Source organism: Halomonas sp. IOP_31, assembly GCF_021151495.1.
Taxonomy (GTDB): domain Bacteria; phylum Pseudomonadota; class Gammaproteobacteria; order Pseudomonadales; family Halomonadaceae; genus Modicisalibacter; species Modicisalibacter zincidurans.
In genome coordinates this window covers 66292-82604 of record NZ_JAIRBP010000006.1, presented here as the reverse complement: position 1 = coordinate 82604, position 16313 = coordinate 66292, and the positions used below count along the sequence as shown (strand labels likewise).

Here is a 16313-nt window from a genome sequence, read left to right as displayed (position 1 = left end):
ACCGCTTGCACGCTCAGTCGAGCGTCGGCCCCGCCGCGACGATCGCCTCGTCGATGCCCTCGAACTTCGCGAAGTTGGCGACGAACTTGGCCACCAGCTCCCGACGCTGGACATCGTAGGCTTCCTTGTCGTCCCAGGTCTGGCGCGGGTCGAGCAGTTGCGAATCGACCCCCGGCACGCGGGTCGGCACCGCCAGGTTGAGTCCTTCGATCATGCGGGTCTCGGCCTTCTTGAGCGCGCCGGACTGAATCGCGCCGATCACCGCCCGGGTGGTGGGGATGCTGAAGCGGCTGCCGCCCTGGCCGTGGCTGCCGCCGGTCCAGCCGGTATTGACCAGATAGACGCGCGAGCCGAAGCCCTCGAGACGCTTGATCAGCAGATCGGCGTACTCGCGGGCCGGACGCGGGAAGAACGGCGCGCCGAAACAGGTCGAGAAGGTCGCCTCGAGACCGGCCGACGAGCCCATTTCGGTGGAGCCGATCTTGGCCGTATAGCCCGACAGGAAGTGATAGGCCGCCGCTTCCCTGGAGAGGATCGATACCGGCGGCAGCACGCCGCTCATGTCGCAGGTGAGAAAGATGATGGCGTTGGGCTCGCCGGCGCGATTGGCGGCGACCCGCTTCGCGATATGCTCGAGCGGATAGGCAGCCCGCGAATTCTGGGTCAGGCTGTCGTCGGCATAGTCGGGATGGCGGCACGCGTCGAGCACCACGTTCTCGAGCACCGTGCCGAAGCGAATCGCCTGCCAGATGAGCGGCTCGTTGCGCTCGGAAAGATCGATGCATTTGGCGTAGCAGCCACCCTCGATGTTGAATACCGTGCCCTCGCCCCAGCCGTGCTCGTCGTCGCCGATCAGATAGCGCGCGGGGTCGGCGGACAGCGTGGTCTTGCCGGTCCCGGAGAGACCGAAGAACAGCGTCGTCTCGCCATCCTCGCCGACGTTGGCGCTGCAGTGCATGGGCAATACGTCCTTTTCGGGCAGCAGGAAGTTCTGCACCGAGAACATCGCCTTCTTCATCTCGCCGGCGTAGCGCATCCCGGCGATCAGCACCCGGCGCCGGGCGAAGTTGAGGATCACCGCGCCTTCCGAGCGGGTCCCGTCGCGCTCTGGTTCACAGGTGAAGTGCGGCGCATTGAGAATCGTCCATTCGTGCTTGCCCTTGGGGTTGAACGCCTCGGGGCGGACGAACAGGGTGCGGGCGAACAGGCAGTGCCAGGCGGTTTCGGTGGTCACGCGAATCGGCAGGTAATGCTCGGGATCGGCGCCGACGTGCAGCTCGGCGGTGTAATTCTCGCCTTCCGCCAGGTAGTCCTCGACGCGCTCCCACAGCGCATCGAAACGCTCGGCGTCGAACGGCTGGTTGACCTTGCCCCAGTCGATCAGCTCGGCGGTGGAGGGCTCGTCGACGATGAAGCGATCGCTCGGGGAACGTCCGGTGCGCGCCCCGGTCTCGACAACCAGCGCGCCGTTGTCCGCCAACCGCCCTTCGCCGCGGACGATGGCGCGTTCGATGAGTTCGGCGGCGTTCAGGTTGAGATGGCGTCGGGTGCGCTGTTCCTTGGATGTCCGGGGCGCAGCTTGGTTGCTTGTCATGGGTAATGGGTCCTGGGCCGGGGGCCGGTTCTCTCTCGTTAGCCAAAGTGCTTCACTGAATACCGTCGTGGGCGTTTGCCGCCTCTCGCCGGCACACAGACTGAAACAGTATGGCAAAAAGCCCCCCTTCGTCACGCCGCGCCGCATCAGTGCAAGGTCGGCGTCCCGGCGTCCGGCGATTCGATCAGCGACTCGATCTCCGCCGCCGAGAAGTGATGGCGGGTATGGCAGAAATGGCATTGGGTATCGATGGCCTGCTGCTCGTCGAGAATCCCGCGCAGCTCCTCGGCGCCCAGATTGAGCAGTGCCTGGGCGATGCGCTGGCGTGAGCAGTTGCAGGCAAACCGCAACGGCTTGGGATCGAACACGCGCACGGTCTCTTCGTGATACAGCCGGTGCAGCAATTCGCGTTGACCGAGCTGCAGCAATTCCTCGGGCTTGACGGTACTGGCCAGATGCACCGTGCGCTCCCAGGCGTCCGGGTCGCGGCTGTTTCGATCGTCGGGAAGCTGCTGCAGCAGCAGCCCCGCCGCATGCTGGCCGTCGGCCGCCAGCCACAGCCGCGTGGCAAGCTGCTCGGAGCGCGCGAAGTAGGCCTCCAGGCAGCCGGCCAGCGAAGACTCCTCGATCGCCACGATGCCCTGATAGCGATTGCCCTCGCGCGGATCGAGGGTGATCACGATACGCCCCTCGCCGACCAGCGCGTGGAAGTCGGCATCGTCGGCCGGCAACGCTGCGTCTTCGTCGAGCCGGGCGATCGCGCGCAATTCACCGCCGGGATTCGATTCGGCCATCAGCAGGCTCAAGGCGCCCTCGCCGCGGACCTCGACGCTCAGCGTGCCGTCGAGCTTGACGGTCTCGGTGAGCAACGCCACGGCGGCGAGCATCTCGCCCAGGTGCCGCGTCACTGCCGGTGGATAGGCGTGGCGCTCGAGCACTTCGGCGTAGGCGCGCTCGAGGCCGGCGACCTCGCCGCGCACATTGGTGTCATCGAAAAGGAATCGCTGGATCTGGTCGGTCATCGCTGTCGTCGTCACTCGGAGTCGGGAACAAGAACATGAAAGGAACGGCGGGTTAGTCGTCTTCGACGGGGCGCTGGCGCTGGAAACGCTGAATGTTGCGACGTTCGCGCTTGTCGGGGCGTCCGGGCGGCGCACGCATCGCCTGATTGGCGAGCCGGCGATTCTCGGTCTCGCGCTCGCGGCGGGCCAGGCTGTCGGCGGTTTCGCGGTAGAGCTCGCGGGCCTCGGGGGCGCCGCGGCGCTGGTCGCTGACCGCCAGTACCTCGACCTCCCAGTAATCCCAGCCTTGAGGCACCTTGATCAGCGCCCCCGGCTCGACCATCTTGCTGGTCTTCACCCGGGCGCCGTTGTACTGGACCTTGCCGCCCTCGATGGCTTGCTTGGCCAGGCCGCGCGTCTTGAAGAAACGCGCCGCCCACAGCCACTTGTCGATGCGTACCTGTTGCATAGCCCGTTACATAGCCTGTTAGAGAATAGGTAAATGGCGATTCAGGCGCTGGGTAACAAGGTCGCGAAGCGATCGAGGACGATAAATGCCTCGAGTTCGCGCTCGGGTCGCTGGCTGTCGGGCTGCTTGATGCCCAGCAGGTGGCGAATGCCGAACTCCCGGGCGCTCTCCAGGACCGCCGGGTTGTCGTCGATGAACAGCGTGCGCTGCGGATCGAACGGCTCGATCTCCTGCAGCGCGAACCAGAACTCCTGACGCTCCTTGGGCACGCCGACATCGGCCGACGAGACGATCGCGTCCAGGTACTGCTCGAGACCGGTCAGCGGCAGCTTGAGCGCCAGACTCTCGCGATCGGCGTTGGTCGCCAGCACCACCCGCGGGTGCTGCTGCTTGAGCCAGGTCAGGAAATCCAGCGCGTCGCTGCGCAGGCCGATCAGGTGCTGCACTTCGCGCTTGAGCGCCACGATATCGACGCCCAGTTCCTGGCGCCAGTAGGCCAGGCTGTACCAGTTGAGCGTGCCCTGCTCGCGAATGATCCGGTCGCGCAGGATGTCCTGGGTCGCCTGGTCGAGATGATGCAGCTCGACGTAACGTCGCGGCAGGTGCTCGAGCCAGAAGTGGCTGTCGAAGTGCAGGTCGAGCAGCGTGCCGTCCATGTCCAGCAGCACGGTGTCGATATCGCGCCAATCAAGCATTGGCCAGGGGCTCCGGGGCAGTGGTAAAAGAGACGAACACGATCAGCTTCATTGTACGGATACGCCCGCCATGCCGCCAATATCGCTCCACAAACCCCAGGTCCTCGGCCGCGAGGAGATCGCGCGCAGTCGCCTGTTCACCATCGAAAGCCTCGAATTGCGCTTTGCCAACGGCGCCGAGCGGACCTTCGAGCGCCTCAAGGGCAGCGGCAGCGGCGCGGTGATGATCGTCGCCATGCCCGACCCCGATCATGTGCTGCTCATCCACGAGTATGCCGCCGGTTTCGACGACTATGCGCTGACCCTGCCCAAGGGCCTGGTCGACCCCGGCGAGGACATCATCACCGCCGCCAACCGCGAACTCATGGAGGAATGCGGCATGGGCGCGCGACGCATCGAGCCGCTGGTCGAACTGTCGTTGGCGCCCAACTACATGAACCACCGCATGCAGGTGATGCTCGCCACCGATCTGTACGAGAAGCGTCTGCCCGGCGACGAACCCGAACCGCTGGTGGTTGAGACGCACGCCATCGATGCGTTGCCCGCGCTGCTTGCCCGCGAGGACTTTCACGAAGCTCGGGCCATCGCCGCGCTGTTCATCGCCCGCGAGAAACTGCGCACCGAACGCCAGAGCGAGTCCTGGTGGTAATGGCATGATCATCGTTTGAAATGCAATCGTTCATTGACTAACTTGGCAGTGACTTGAAGGGTGAAGTAGCCGCCAGAAGGGAAAGCAACAGCAACCCGAATTCTTTACAGGCCAGCTTCAGGCGTCTAGCTTCTGTACAGGTTAACGCTTGATAGCAAACCTGTTTCAGGCGGGTTGAAAGAGAGACGCTTCACCCGCAAACAGGGAATGACCATGCAAGGAGGTATGACCATGAAAAATGTGAAAGGACTATCATTGACTCTGGGTTCCGCCCTGTTGACATCGCTGCTGGCTTTTTCGGCCGCCGCGCTGGCTCAGGAATCTTCGGATGTCGCTCCGGACAGTGGTGTCGATGCGGGGGTCGAAGGCCATAACGTGCCACCGCAGAAGCCCGAAAAGAGCACGGAATCATCCGATATCAACAACGCCGAAAACGCTACCATGCGCGAAGAAGATGAATTGGCGTCGGATGACGGCGTCGATGCCATCGAGGATCGCGATTCCGAAACCGGCGCCAACGACGGCGACCAGACCTCCTATCAGGACGAGGAACTCGTCGAGGACAAGGGCGTCGATACCCGTGAAGATCGCAATGACGGCGATACGCCATAACCCCTCGTTCTCGGTATGACACGACCCCGGCTCCGGCCGGGGTTTTTTGTAAACGTGCCGCTATCGATAATCACCTACCGCAGCCTGTACCTTTACACGAACGATTTTTATCGCATTCGCTGAATCCATCCTGGGTCGGCCAACGTATTCATCGATGTCCGGCCATGGACACCCTGGGCGCACGCACACGACATACGCCGGGCCCCTGGGACACACTAGGTAAGGAGAGTGAACATGCAGAATTTCAAACGCTTCGCACCCGTAGCGACAACGGTGCTGCTGGCCGCATTGCTGAGCGTTTCCACGCTTGCCTTCGCCCAGCAGACCTCGGAACTGGCCCCGGATAGCGGCGTCGACTCCGGCCATCAGGTCCAGCCCGATGCATCGCAGCCCATGTCCACCAACGGCATGGAAGACATGCAAGACGCGGATATGATGAATGACACCAACAGCGGTGCAGAAACGCTGGCGCCGGCCAACGGCGTCGATGCCCAAGAGGAGCGAGCCAACGGCATGGCCCAATCCGGCAACTCGACTGACTGGACCTCCTATTCCAGCGAGCCGCTGGTCGACGACAGCGGCGTCGATGCCGAAGACGATCACATCGATTCCAATAGTCCTTGAACGCACTCACCCCTACGAACAGACCTCGGCCTTGGCCGAGGTCTGTTCGTTGCACGGTCACCGCAAGCGCGCGACCGGTGGCAATTCTATCAGTCGTTATACACCGGCATCGCTTACCAGCGGGCTGACATTGTAGGCGGTACGGGTATCTACTTGCGCTTCGCTCGGTGCCTGGTGCTGCCTGGCATCGACGCCGCCATCGGGCACCAGGCTCACGCTGCGCTCGACGACCGCCGATTGACTATCCAGGTTGATCGACGTGTTGCGGACATCCCGGGCCGGGTATGCCGGCGGAACCTGATGACCACGATCAAGGCCGTGATCGGGTGCCAGGCTGCTGCTTGTTTGGGCCAGTGCGGCGCCGGAAAATACCAGTGCCGAGGCCAGCAGCAGAGAAGTCAGGGGCAGGCTCTTTACGCTTTTCATGTTGCTCATCTCCTTTTGAAAGATACTTGGCCGAAAGGCCATCGGACTCGGCGTTCGTGGCGCCTCGTCGATGCAAAACATGATAGCAGACTAATTATTGCACTACAACTTTAGTAGCTGACTAATAGCTACGCCTGCCAAAACCAAGCCGACAATCACAGCCTGCGCACAACCGGGCCCGCAAACGCAAAGAACCCCGACGGTTGCCGGGGCCCTCATGAAAGGATTCGGGCGAGGCCAAGCCTCGCAGCCGCCGCTATCCGCGCAGCTTGTTGAGGCCGCTTTCCTTGATGCGCACCCAGCGCTGCTGACGCGAGCTGTCCAACCCCGCCTCGATAAGCTGCATGACCGCCAACGCCTCGTCGAGCGGCACGGGGTTGCTGGCCTGGCCGCGCAGCGCAGCGCGGATAGCGGCGTAATAGGCCAGATAGTCGCCCGGTCGAGTCGGTTGCTCGCGGCTAATCAATGGCGCCCCCTCCCCCTCGCCGTCACGCAGGGTCAGGGTGCCGTTGCGTGGATCCTCGCCCCACTGTGGTGCCGGTGTCTCGCCGGCTTTCAGACGATCCTCCTGCGGGTCGAGTCCATACTTGACATAACTGCCGGCGGTGCCGTGGATCGCGAACCGTGGCGACTCGGACGCCACCAGCGTCGCCGCATGCAGGACAACACGACAATTGCCGTAATCGAGCAAGGCATGGAAATCGTCGTCGATCTGGGCGTCATCCCGACGCTGGACGAGGTCGAGCAGGATCGTCTGGGGCATGCCGAACAGCGCGCGCACCTGATCGAGCAGATGCGGTCCCAGGTCGTACCAGATCCCGGCCCCCGGCTTGGCTTGTTCGCGCCAGCGCTGGCGTACCTCGGGACGAAAGCGGTCGAAATGCGACTCGAAGTGCACCACTCTTCCCAACGTGCCGGCCTCGAGCAGCTCACGCACAGTCATGAAGTCGCTGTCCCAGCGCCGATTATGGAACACCGACAGCAATTTACCGGCGTTCTCGGCCTGGCTCTTGAGCTGGCGCCCCTCGCTCAAGGTGATGGTAAAAGGTTTGTCGACCACCACGTTCTTGCCGGCAGCGAGCGCTGCCTTGGCCAGCGGATAGTGGGTCTCGTTGGGCGTGGGAATCACCACCAGATCGATATCGCTGCGCGCGAACAACGCGTGCGGGCTGACCTCCACCGCGACATCGGGCAGCCCGGCATGCACCTTGGCGGCATCGCTCGACGAGACAGCCACCAGTTCGAGCCCCGGGGTTGCGCGAATCAGCGGCACATGGAACGTTTGACTGGAAAACCCGTAACCCACCAGACCGACGTTGAACGACTCCCTCATTGCTTCCTCCTTGTCCATACAGGCCAGCGTGCTTATACAAAAAGAGCACGTTGACCATCAAAAAACGTTCAAGAAAATGTCATGTCGGCCTTGGTCTAAGCAGCCATACTTCTTACAGCCCACTGTAAGTGAGCGGTGCATGTTTTATCCACTCGACCCAGGAGACAGCGACGATGTGTTGTGGCGAAGAAAGTCTGGAATTGCTGAACGTATGGTATGTCATCGAATGCCAGCTCGAAGCGCTCGAGAACGAAGCCGCCGAGGGTATACCTCAGGCCGCGTAATGACTGTCGTTGTGGCCAGTCGGGGGTACTCAGTCAGTGATACAGGGCACGGCGACGATCAGCAATTCGAAATTCCAGGACCCGCGGCCTGCGCCGCGGGTCTTATTCTGTAAATCAAGAACGTCATAAATCACGCAGCGGCCACTCAGTCGAGCTTGGAGAGATCGCGCACTGCGCCGCGGTCGGCCGAAGTCGCAAGCAAGGCGTAGGCCTTGAGTGCCGCGGATACCTTGCGCACGCGCTGGATGACCGGTTTCCAGGCTTCGTTGCCGCGCGCCTCCATCGCCTCGCGGCGTCGCGCCAGCTCCCCGGCAGGCAGCTGCACGTCGATGGTCCGCTGGGGAATGTCGATGCGAATCACGTCGCCACTTTCGACCAGGCCGATCGCCCCGCCCGCCGCCGCCTCGGGCGAGACATGGCCGATCGACAGCCCCGAGGTGCCGCCCGAGAAGCGTCCGTCGGTCAGCAGCGCGCAGACCTTGCCCAGCCCCTTGGACTTGAGATACGAGGTCGGATAGAGCATCTCCTGCATGCCCGGCCCGCCCTTCGGGCCTTCGTAGCGGATGATTACCACCTCACCCGCCTTGACCTTGCCTTCGAGCACATGCTCGACCGCCTGATCCTGGGACTCGACTACGTGCGCCGGACCCTCGAATACCAGAATCGAGTCGTCGACACCGGCGGTCTTCACCACGCAGCCGTTTTCGGCGATGTTGCCGTAGAGCACCGCCAGCCCGCCTTCGCGGGAGAAGGCATGGGCGAGATCGCGAATGCAGCCGCTGGCCCGGTTGCCGTCGAGGCTCGGCCAGCGCGCCGACTGCGAGAAGGCCTGCTGGGTGCGCACGCCGCCGGGGCCGGCCTTGAAGAACTCGACTACCGCGGGCGTCGGGTTGCGCATGATGTCCCAGCTGTCCAGCGCCTCGGCCAGGCTGTCGCCGTAGACCGTGGGCACCGCGGTGTTGAGCACCCCGGCGCGGTCGAGCTCGCCGAGAATCCCCATGATGCCGCCGGCACGATGGCAATCCTCGATGTGGTACTGCTGGGTGTTGGGCGCCAGCTTGCACAACTGCGGCACCTCGCGGGAAAGCCGGTCGATGTCGGCCAGGGTGAAGTCGACCTCGGCCTCCTGGGCCGCCGCCAGCAAGTGCAGGATGGTGTTGGTCGAGCCGCCCATGGCGATATCGAGCGTCATGGCGTTCTTGAAGGCGTCCCTGGAACCGATGGCGCGCGGCAGCAGGTGCGCCTCGTCATTCTCGTAATAGCGCTTGGCCAGCTCGACGATGCGCTCGCCGGCGGTCTCGAACAGCCGCCGGCGGTCGCTGTGGGTCGCCAGCATAGTGCCGTTGCCGGGCAGCGCCAGGCCCAGCGCCTCGGTCAGGCAGTTCATCGAGTTGGCGGTGAACATCCCCGAGCAGCTGCCGCAGGTCGGGCAGGCGCTGCGCTCGACCTCGTCGAGCGTGGCGTCGTCGACGCTGTCGTCGGCCGCCATCACCATCGCATCGACCAGGTCCAGGCCGTGATCGAGCAGTTTCGTCTTACCCGCCTCCATCGGCCCGCCGGAGACGAAGATCGTCGGCACGTTGAGGCGCATCGCCGCCATCAGCATCCCCGGGGTGATCTTGTCGCAGTTGGAGATGCACACCAGCGCATCGGCACAGTGGGCATTGACCATGTACTCGACGCTGTCGGCGATGATGTCGCGGCTCGGCAGCGAATAGAGCATGCCGTCGTGGCCCATGGCGATGCCGTCGTCGACGGCGATGGTGTTGAATTCCTTGGCCACCCCGCCGGCCTTCTCGATCTCCCGGGCCACCAGTTGGCCCATGTCCTTGAGATGGACGTGGCCGGGCACGAACTGGGTGAAGGAGTTGGCGACGGCGACGATCGGCTTGTGGAAGTCCTCGTCGTTCATCCCGGTGGCGCGCCACAGGGCGCGGGCGCCGGCCATGTTGCGGCCGGCGGTGGTGGTGCGTGAGCGATACTCGGGCATGGTCATTCCTCGATCGTGACTGCCATCTTGAGGGGCGCCGGGCGGCGCTCATGATGGTCTATGACGGTGTCTCCAGCGAGCAGCGATTCTGTCAGATCGCCGGCTCGCCGACCAGCCGGCCGTCCAGGAACCGGCAGCGCCGATCGCGGCCAGCGCCAGGACATCCTCGCTGTCGTGGCTGACCAATGCCCGCAGGGCGATATCGGCCTGCGTTGCCCGCGCGCTGCGAAGGCAGAATCACTAGCTCGCCGCTCATGCTCGGAGCGTCAGGCGAAAACCGCCTTCGCGACATCCTGGTAGTGCCTGGCAAAATGTACCGTCATGCCCGCCTTGAGAAAGTCGGGCAGCTCATCGTAGTCGCGACGGTTGGCCTCGGGCAGGATCGCCTCGAAGATGTCGCTGCGCCGGGCGGCGATGATCTTCTCGCGGATGCCGCCCACCGGCAGTACCTGGCCGGTCAGCGTCAGCTCGCCGGTCATCGCCAGCGCCCGGTCGACGCTCTCGTTTCTGGCCAGCGACAATAGCGCGGTGGTCATGGTCACTCCCGCCGACGGGCCATCCTTGGGCGTGGCGCCCTCGGGCACGTGCAGGTGGATGAACGCCTCGTTGAAGAAGTCCGGGTCGGCGCCATAGTCGCCCAGATGACCCAGCGCATAGCTGTAGGCGATGTTCGCCGACTCCTGCATCACCTCGCCGAGCTTGCCGGTGAGCTTGATGCCGCGGGTCAGCGCATGCACCTTGCTCGCCTCGATGGGCAGCGTGGCGCCGCCCATCGCCGTCCACGCCAGCCCGGTGACCACGCCCACGCCCTTGAGCACCTGCTCCTTGCGGAAGATCGGCGCGCCCAGGTACTCCTCGAGGTTATTGACCGACACCTTGACGCTCTGCTGGTCGTTTTCCAGCAGCTTGACCGCCGCCTTGCGCACGATGCGGTGCAGTTGCTTCTCGAGCTGGCGCACCCCGGCCTCGCGGGCGTAGCCCTCGATCACTTGACGCAATGCCGCATTGGTCAAGTTGATGCGCTTCCTGGGGATCTTGTCCCGCGCGAGCAGCCGTGGCCAGAGATGATTCCTGGCGATCGCCACCTTCTCCTCGGCAATGTAGCCGGACAGTCGCAGCTGTTCCATGCGGTCGAGCAGCGCCGGCGGAATGGTGTCGAGCTGGTTGGCGGTGCACACGAACAGCACCTTGGACAGATCCAGGCGCACGTCGAGGTAGTGATCGAGGAAGTCGACGTTCTGCTCGGGATCGAGCACCTCGAGCAGCGCCGAGGCCGGGTCGCCCTGGAAGGACTGGCCCATCTTGTCGACCTCGTCGAGCATGATCACCGGGTTCTCGACCTCGACCTCCTTGAGTGCCTGCACCAGCTTGCCGGGCATGGCGCCAATATAGGTGCGCCGGTGGCCCTTGATTTCGGCCTCGTCGCGCATGCCGCCCACCGAAAAACGGTAGAACTTGCGGCCCAGCGCATCGGCGATCGAGCGCCCCACCGAGGTCTTGCCGACCCCCGGCGGGCCGACCAGCATCAAAATCGAGCCGCCCACGTCACCCTTGAAGGTGCCCTCGGCGAGAAACTCGACGATGCGCTCCTTGACGTCGTTGAGACCGTCGTGGTCGCGGTCGAGCACCTGGCGAGCGTGCTTGAGGTCGAGCTGGTCGTTGGAGGTGACGCCCCACGGCAGCGCGGTCAGCCAATCCAGGTAGTTGCGCGTGGTACCGTATTCCGGCGAGCCGGTCTCGAGCACCGAGAGCTTGTCGAGCTCATCGTCGATGCGCGACATGACCCGCTCGGGGACCTCGAGATTCTCCAGCCGGGCGCGGAAGGTGTCGACGTCGTTCTCGCGATCGTCCTTGGAGATGCCCAGTTCCTTCTGGATCACTTTCAACTGCTCGCGCAGGAAGAACTCGCGCTGACGCTCCTGCATCTGCGCATTGACCTGCTCGCTGATCTCGCTCTGCAGCTGGGCGACCTCGATCTCCTTGCGCAGCAGCGGCAGCACCTTCTGCATGCGCGGCATGATCGGCAGGGTCTCGAGAATCTCCTGCAGCTCGCCACCCTTGGCCGAGGTGATGGCCGCGGCGAAGTCGGTCAGCGGCCCCGGTTCGTGGGGGCTGAAGCGGTTGAGATAGTGCTTGAGCTCCTCGCCGTACAGCGGGTTGATCGGCAACAGCTCCTTGATGCCGTTGATCAACGCCATGGCGTAGGCGCGCGCTTCCTCGTCCTCGGCGTTGATCGGCTCCTTGGGATAGCTGACTTCGACCAGGTACGGCGGCTTCTTCGACAGCCAGCGCACGATGCGAAAACGCCGCATGCCCTGGGCGATGAACTGGATCTGCTGATCCTCGCCCTGAATCTTGTGGACCTTGACCGCGGTGCCGATCTCGGGGAAATCGTCCTGCTCGAGCTCCCCGCCGCCAGCGTCGCCGACGTAGGCCACGCCCACCGCGTGATGGTTGGTGTTGGCGACCCGCTGCATGGTCTCCTGCCAGCGCTGGCGCTGGATCACCAGCGGCTGGACCTGAGCCGGGAAGAAGGGTCGATTGTGAATCGGCAGCAGGTAGATGCGCTCGGGAAGGTATTCGCTGGTCGGCACCACGGCGCCGTGCTGGCCCTGCTGCTGCTGTCGTTCGGCGCTATCGCCGAGAATTTCCGCTACGTCGAGATCGTGTCCCTGATCATTTTCGTTCATCGTTCACCTTCGTATCCGCTGGGTCATTGACGACCATCATGCTGCATGCAATGCGGGCATCGGCAGTGAACTTCAAGCTTAGAAGGATAATTCGGGCAGCGGGCGGTCGTTGAGGCGCAGCGTGCCGTCGGCCAGCACCAGCGCGTGAGCGGGCCGAGTGAGCAATCCTTTGTTCAGTGCAGCCAGAACCATAGATGCATGGTACTCCAGGCGTAGACCCCGGCGAGCACGTCGTCGAACATGATGCCGAAGCCGCCGGCGATGCGCCGATCGACCCAGCGAATCGGCCAGGGCTTGATGATGTCGAAGACCCGAAACACCACGAACCCCCATAGCGCCGTCTCCCATGAGAACGGCACCGCGGCCATGGTCAGCCAGTAACCGACGAATTCGTCCCAGACGATCCCCGAATGGTCGTGGACGCCCAGGTCCCGCGAGGTCTTGCCGCACAGCCAGATGCCGACCAGACCGGCGAACAGCGTCAGCCCCAGATACCAGGACAGCTCGAGATCGGACAGCAGCCAGTAGAAAGGGATCGCCGCCAGGGTACCGAAGGTGCCCGGAGCGAACGGCACGGCGCCGCTGCCCAGGCCGAAAGCGAAGAAGTGCGTCGGTCGACGCCAGACGCTGGCGGGCGCTCGGTTCATGTCGCGCCCTCCGGAAAATGTCGCCAGCCGTTGCGCAACAGCCCGGCATCGACCCCGGCAATGCCCGGTGCCCGGCGCAGGCGGCCGATGGCGGTCAGCGGTACATCGAGAGCGGCGAGGCGTTGCCGGGCGGTTTCGAGTCGGGCGGCCGGCAAGCTGACCAGCAGCTCATAGTCGTCGCCGCCGCACAGCGCCGCCTCGTGCGCCCCCGCCTCGCCGAGCCGCGCCACCAGGCCGGCGCTCAGCGGCAGGCCGGCGACGTCGAGTTCGGCACCCAGCCCGGCGGCACTACACAGGTGTTCGAGATCCACCAGCAGGCCATCGGAGATATCGATGGCGCTGTGGGCCAGCTGGCGCAGCGCCTCGCCCGCCGCCAACCGCGGCTGCGGCAGCAGATAGGCGGCCAGCAGCGGGTCGTCGAGCTCGCGCGCCCCGGCATACCAGGCTTCCAGGCCGCCGCGGCCGCCACCCAGCGCGCCGGTCACCACCAGCACGTCGCCGGCTTTACCGCCGCCGCGGGTCAACGCCTGCCCGGCGGGGAACTCACCGTGCACGGTCACCGTGATGCTCAACGGCCCGCGGGTCACGTCGCCGCCGACCAGGGTCACCCCGCAGACCCGGCACAACGCATGGAAACCCTCGGCGAAACCGGCCAGCCAGGCGTCGTCGGCCTCGGGCAGGCTGATCGCCATCACGCACCAACGCGCCCGCGCGCCCATCGCCGCCAGGTCGCTAAGCGCCACCGCCAACGCCCGGTGACCGATCGCCACGGCCGGCGCAGCGGCAGGAAAATGCACCTCGACCAGCGAGGTGTCGACGCTGACCGCCAGCTGGCTGCCGGGGCTCGGTGCCAGCACCGCGCAGTCGTCGCCGGGACCCAGGACGACGCCGGAGCCGACAGCCCCGGTGGACTGCGCGGGGTCGGCGAAATAGCGGGCTATGAGCTCGAATTCGCTCAGCATGGCAACGGGCACGTCAGCGACGGCGTGCGCTGACCTCGGTCATCCGCAAGCGCCCGGCGAGCTTGTCGAGGATGCCGTTGACATACTTGTGGCCATCGGTGGCGCCGAACGACTTGGCCAGCTCGACGCCTTCGTTGATCACCGCGCGATACGGCACTTCGAGGCGATGCGACAGCTCGTAGGCGCCGAGACGCAGGATCGCCAGCTCGATGGCGTCGAGATCCTCGATGCGCCGATCGAGCAGCGGCGCGATGGCGGCGTCCAGCTCGCCGCAGTTGCGGGCCACGTTGTGCAGCAGGTCGTGAAACAGCGCCAGGTCGGCGATCTCCATCACCTTGCGCCAGTTCTCGTGATCGGCGAGATCCTCGTCGGCGATCTGGCTGCGGAACTCGACTTCCACGCTGGCCACCGCCTTGCCGGTCATCTGCCACTGATAGAGGCCCTGGACGGCCAGTTCGCGGGCGGCGTGACGTGCCTCGCGGGCACTGCTCGTGGGCTGTTCGCGGCGACTCATGCCTGGCCTCCGAAGCGCTTCATCAGCGAGACCATTTCCATCGCCGCCATGGCCGCCTCGGCGCCCTTGTTGCCAGCCTTGGTGCCGGCGCGCTCGATGGCCTGCTCGATGGAATTGACGGTCAGCACGCCGTTGGCGACCGGCGTCTCGAATTCCAGCTGCAGGGCGCCCAGCGCGCTGTTGCAGCCGCCGGCGACATACTCGAAATGCGGCGTGCCGCCGCGGATCACCGTACCCAGCGCGATCACCGCGTCGGGCTTGACCACACGCAGCGCGCGCTTGACGGCCAGCGGCAATTCCCAGGCGCCGGGGACGTGGACGATATCGATATTGTCCTCGTCGACACCGTGGCGCACCAGGCTATCGACGGCGCCCTCGACCAGGCTGTCGACCACGTGGTGGTTGAAACGCCCCACGACGATCACGTAGCGAGCGTCGACATCGGTGAAGGAACCTTCGACTTGAGAAATCGGTTGCATAGCCTTGTCCTGGCAAAAAAAGGGTCCTGACAAAAAGGGGCTTAGTCTAGCGGCTCGCCCGCAGCGGCGGAATCGGCATCCAGCCGCTCGACCACTTCCAGGTCGAAACCCGACAGCGCGGAGAACTTCCACGGCGAGCTCAACAGGCGCATCCTGCCGACCCCCAGCTGACGCAGGATCTGCGAGCCGGTGCCAATCATCAGGTAGTTGCCGGCGCCATCGGAATCGCTGGTGCGCGGCGCCCGGCGACGCTCGAGGAAGATATCCAGCTGCGACTTGAAGTCGAGCGAGGCGCGGCCGTCGTCGAGCAGCACGAAGACCCCGGCCTCGGCCGCAGCGATCTTCGCCAGGGCGTGATGGGCGGTCCAGTTGCTGCGCTCAGCCTTTTGCAGCGTCAGCAGATCGCGCAGGCTGTCGGCCAGGTGCACGCGCACGGTGGTCGCCGCATCGGGCGTCGGCTCGCCCTTGACCAGCGCCAGATGGTGGGCGCCCTGGATGCGGTCGTGGAACACATTCAGGGTCATCGGGCCAAAGGCGGTCTCGACCGGCTGCGACTCGACGCGCTCGATGGTCTGCTCGGTGTGCATGCGATAGTGGATCAGATCGGCGATGGTGCCGATCTTCAGGCCGTGCTCGGCGGCGAAGCGCTCCAGCTCTGGGCGCCGCGCCATGCTGCCGTCGTCGCTCATCACCTCGCAGATCACTCCGCTCGGCTCGAAACCGGCCAGCGCCGCCAGGTCACAGGCCGCCTCGGTATGCCCGGCGCGGCGCAGCACCCCGCCCGGCTCGGCCATCAGCGGGAAGATGTGCCCGGGCTGGACGATATCCGCGGCCCTGGCGTCGCGCGCCACCGCGGCCTGCACGGTACGCGCCCGGTCGGCGGCGGAGATGCCGGTGGAAACGCCCTCGGCGGCCTCGATCGACAGCGTGAACTTGGTACCGAAGCCCGAGCCGTTGTCACGCACCATCAACGGCAGGTTGAGCCGCTCGCAGCGCTCGCGGGTCATCGGCAGGCAGATCAGGCCGCGGGCATGGCGCGCCATGAAGTTGATATGCGCGGCCTCGACCTTTTCGGCGGCCATGATGATGTCGCCTTCGTTCTCGCGATCCTCGTCATCCATGAGGATCACCATCTTGCCCTGGCGAATGTCCTCGACCAGCGCTTCGATACGTGCCAGGCCCTGGGCGGACGTCGAATCGTCGGCGGACTGTGAAGAAGCGGGCGGTGAAGAAGCCGACTGTGAAGAAGAGAGCGCCATGGAATCTCCGGTCTTTTTCGAGCGGCGTTGTCGGCAAATGGCGACTGTTTCGTGCGCCTTTGTCGCTACGCCGGGTCAGGTCGGC

General features: G+C 64.8%; 16 protein-coding genes. 3 read left to right on the top strand and 13 right to left on the bottom strand.

Going from position 1 to position 16313, the window contains the following annotated elements; genetic code table 11:
• Positions 1–13: 13 nt before the first annotated feature.
• The 4 genes from K7I12_RS05270 to yrfG all read right to left on the bottom strand — a co-directional run bounded on the left by K7I12_RS05270 (position 14) and on the right by yrfG (position 3759).
• Complete coding sequence (locus K7I12_RS05270; RefSeq protein WP_231663335.1) at positions 14–1594, bottom strand: phosphoenolpyruvate carboxykinase; 1581 nt, start codon at positions 1592–1594, stop codon at positions 14–16.
• A gap of 146 nt (positions 1595–1740) precedes the next feature.
• On the bottom strand, positions 1741–2616 hold the full coding sequence (gene hslO, locus K7I12_RS05265) for an Hsp33 family molecular chaperone HslO (protein WP_031383342.1): 876 nt from the start codon (positions 2614–2616) through the stop codon (positions 1741–1743).
• A gap of 52 nt (positions 2617–2668) precedes the next feature.
• Positions 2669–3064 (bottom strand): RNA-binding S4 domain-containing protein, encoded by a 396-nt coding sequence (locus tag K7I12_RS05260; protein ID WP_031383341.1) that lies wholly within the window; start codon positions 3062–3064, stop codon positions 2669–2671.
• A 41-nt stretch (positions 3065–3105) separates the two neighbouring features.
• Positions 3106–3759 carry a GMP/IMP nucleotidase gene (gene yrfG, locus K7I12_RS05255; RefSeq protein ID WP_031383340.1) on the bottom strand — a complete coding sequence of 218 codons (654 nt, stop codon included), beginning with the start codon at positions 3757–3759 and terminating at the stop codon, positions 3106–3108.
• A 70-nt stretch (positions 3760–3829) separates the two neighbouring features.
• Here yrfG and nudE point away from each other — a divergent pair, with 70 nt between their 5' ends.
• The 3 genes from nudE (at position 3830) to K7I12_RS05240 (ending at position 5644) form a co-directional block, all read left to right on the top strand.
• Positions 3830–4408: an ADP compounds hydrolase NudE gene (gene nudE / locus K7I12_RS05250; RefSeq protein WP_031383339.1), complete on the top strand. Its 579-nt coding sequence runs from the start codon at positions 3830–3832 to the stop codon at positions 4406–4408.
• A gap of 207 nt (positions 4409–4615) precedes the next feature.
• Complete coding sequence (locus K7I12_RS05245) at positions 4616–5020, top strand: hypothetical protein (RefSeq protein WP_160171090.1); 405 nt, start codon at positions 4616–4618, stop codon at positions 5018–5020.
• A 234-nt stretch (positions 5021–5254) separates the two neighbouring features.
• Positions 5255–5644, top strand: coding sequence for a hypothetical protein (locus K7I12_RS05240; protein WP_031383337.1), 390 nt, complete (start codon positions 5255–5257; stop codon positions 5642–5644).
• Positions 5645–5740: 96 nt separating this feature from the next.
• Here the strand turns inward: K7I12_RS05240 and K7I12_RS05235 are convergent, their stop codons facing one another.
• The 9 genes from K7I12_RS05235 to ribBA form a co-directional block, all read right to left on the bottom strand.
• Positions 5741–6070: a hypothetical protein gene (locus K7I12_RS05235; RefSeq protein WP_031383336.1), complete on the bottom strand. Its 330-nt coding sequence runs from the start codon at positions 6068–6070 to the stop codon at positions 5741–5743.
• Between the two features lie 256 nt (positions 6071–6326).
• Entirely contained in the window at positions 6327–7403 is a 1077-nt protein-coding gene (locus tag K7I12_RS05230) for an oxidoreductase (RefSeq protein WP_031383335.1), read from the bottom strand.
• A 429-nt stretch (positions 7404–7832) separates the two neighbouring features.
• Entirely contained in the window at positions 7833–9677 is a 1845-nt protein-coding gene (ilvD, locus tag K7I12_RS05225) for a dihydroxy-acid dehydratase (RefSeq protein ID WP_031383334.1), read from the bottom strand.
• 266 nt (positions 9678–9943) lie between these two features.
• Entirely contained in the window at positions 9944–12367 is a 2424-nt protein-coding gene (lon, locus tag K7I12_RS05220) for an endopeptidase La (RefSeq protein ID WP_231663333.1), read from the bottom strand.
• 173 nt (positions 12368–12540) lie between these two features.
• A complete protein-coding gene (locus tag K7I12_RS05215; protein WP_031383332.1) occupies positions 12541–13014 on the bottom strand; it encodes a phosphatidylglycerophosphatase A family protein in 474 nt (157 codons plus the stop codon).
• The gene (gene thiL, locus K7I12_RS05210; RefSeq protein ID WP_031383331.1) at positions 13011–13976 is read right to left on the bottom strand and encodes a thiamine-phosphate kinase; all 966 of its coding nucleotides are present in this window, start codon (positions 13974–13976) and stop codon (positions 13011–13013) included. Before thiL ends, K7I12_RS05215 begins: the two co-directional genes overlap by 4 nt.
• A gap of 13 nt (positions 13977–13989) precedes the next feature.
• Entirely contained in the window at positions 13990–14490 is a 501-nt protein-coding gene (nusB, locus tag K7I12_RS05205; RefSeq protein ID WP_031383330.1) for a transcription antitermination factor NusB, read from the bottom strand.
• Positions 14487–14969, bottom strand: a complete 483-nt coding sequence (gene ribH / locus K7I12_RS05200) for a 6,7-dimethyl-8-ribityllumazine synthase (protein WP_031383329.1) — start codon at positions 14967–14969, stop codon at positions 14487–14489. The genes nusB and ribH overlap by 4 nt, the downstream gene beginning before the upstream one ends.
• Positions 14970–15010: 41 nt before the next feature.
• Positions 15011–16228, bottom strand: a complete 1218-nt coding sequence (ribBA, locus tag K7I12_RS05195) for a bifunctional 3,4-dihydroxy-2-butanone-4-phosphate synthase/GTP cyclohydrolase II (RefSeq protein ID WP_231663331.1) — start codon at positions 16226–16228, stop codon at positions 15011–15013.
• Between the last annotated feature and the right edge of the window lie 85 nt (positions 16229–16313).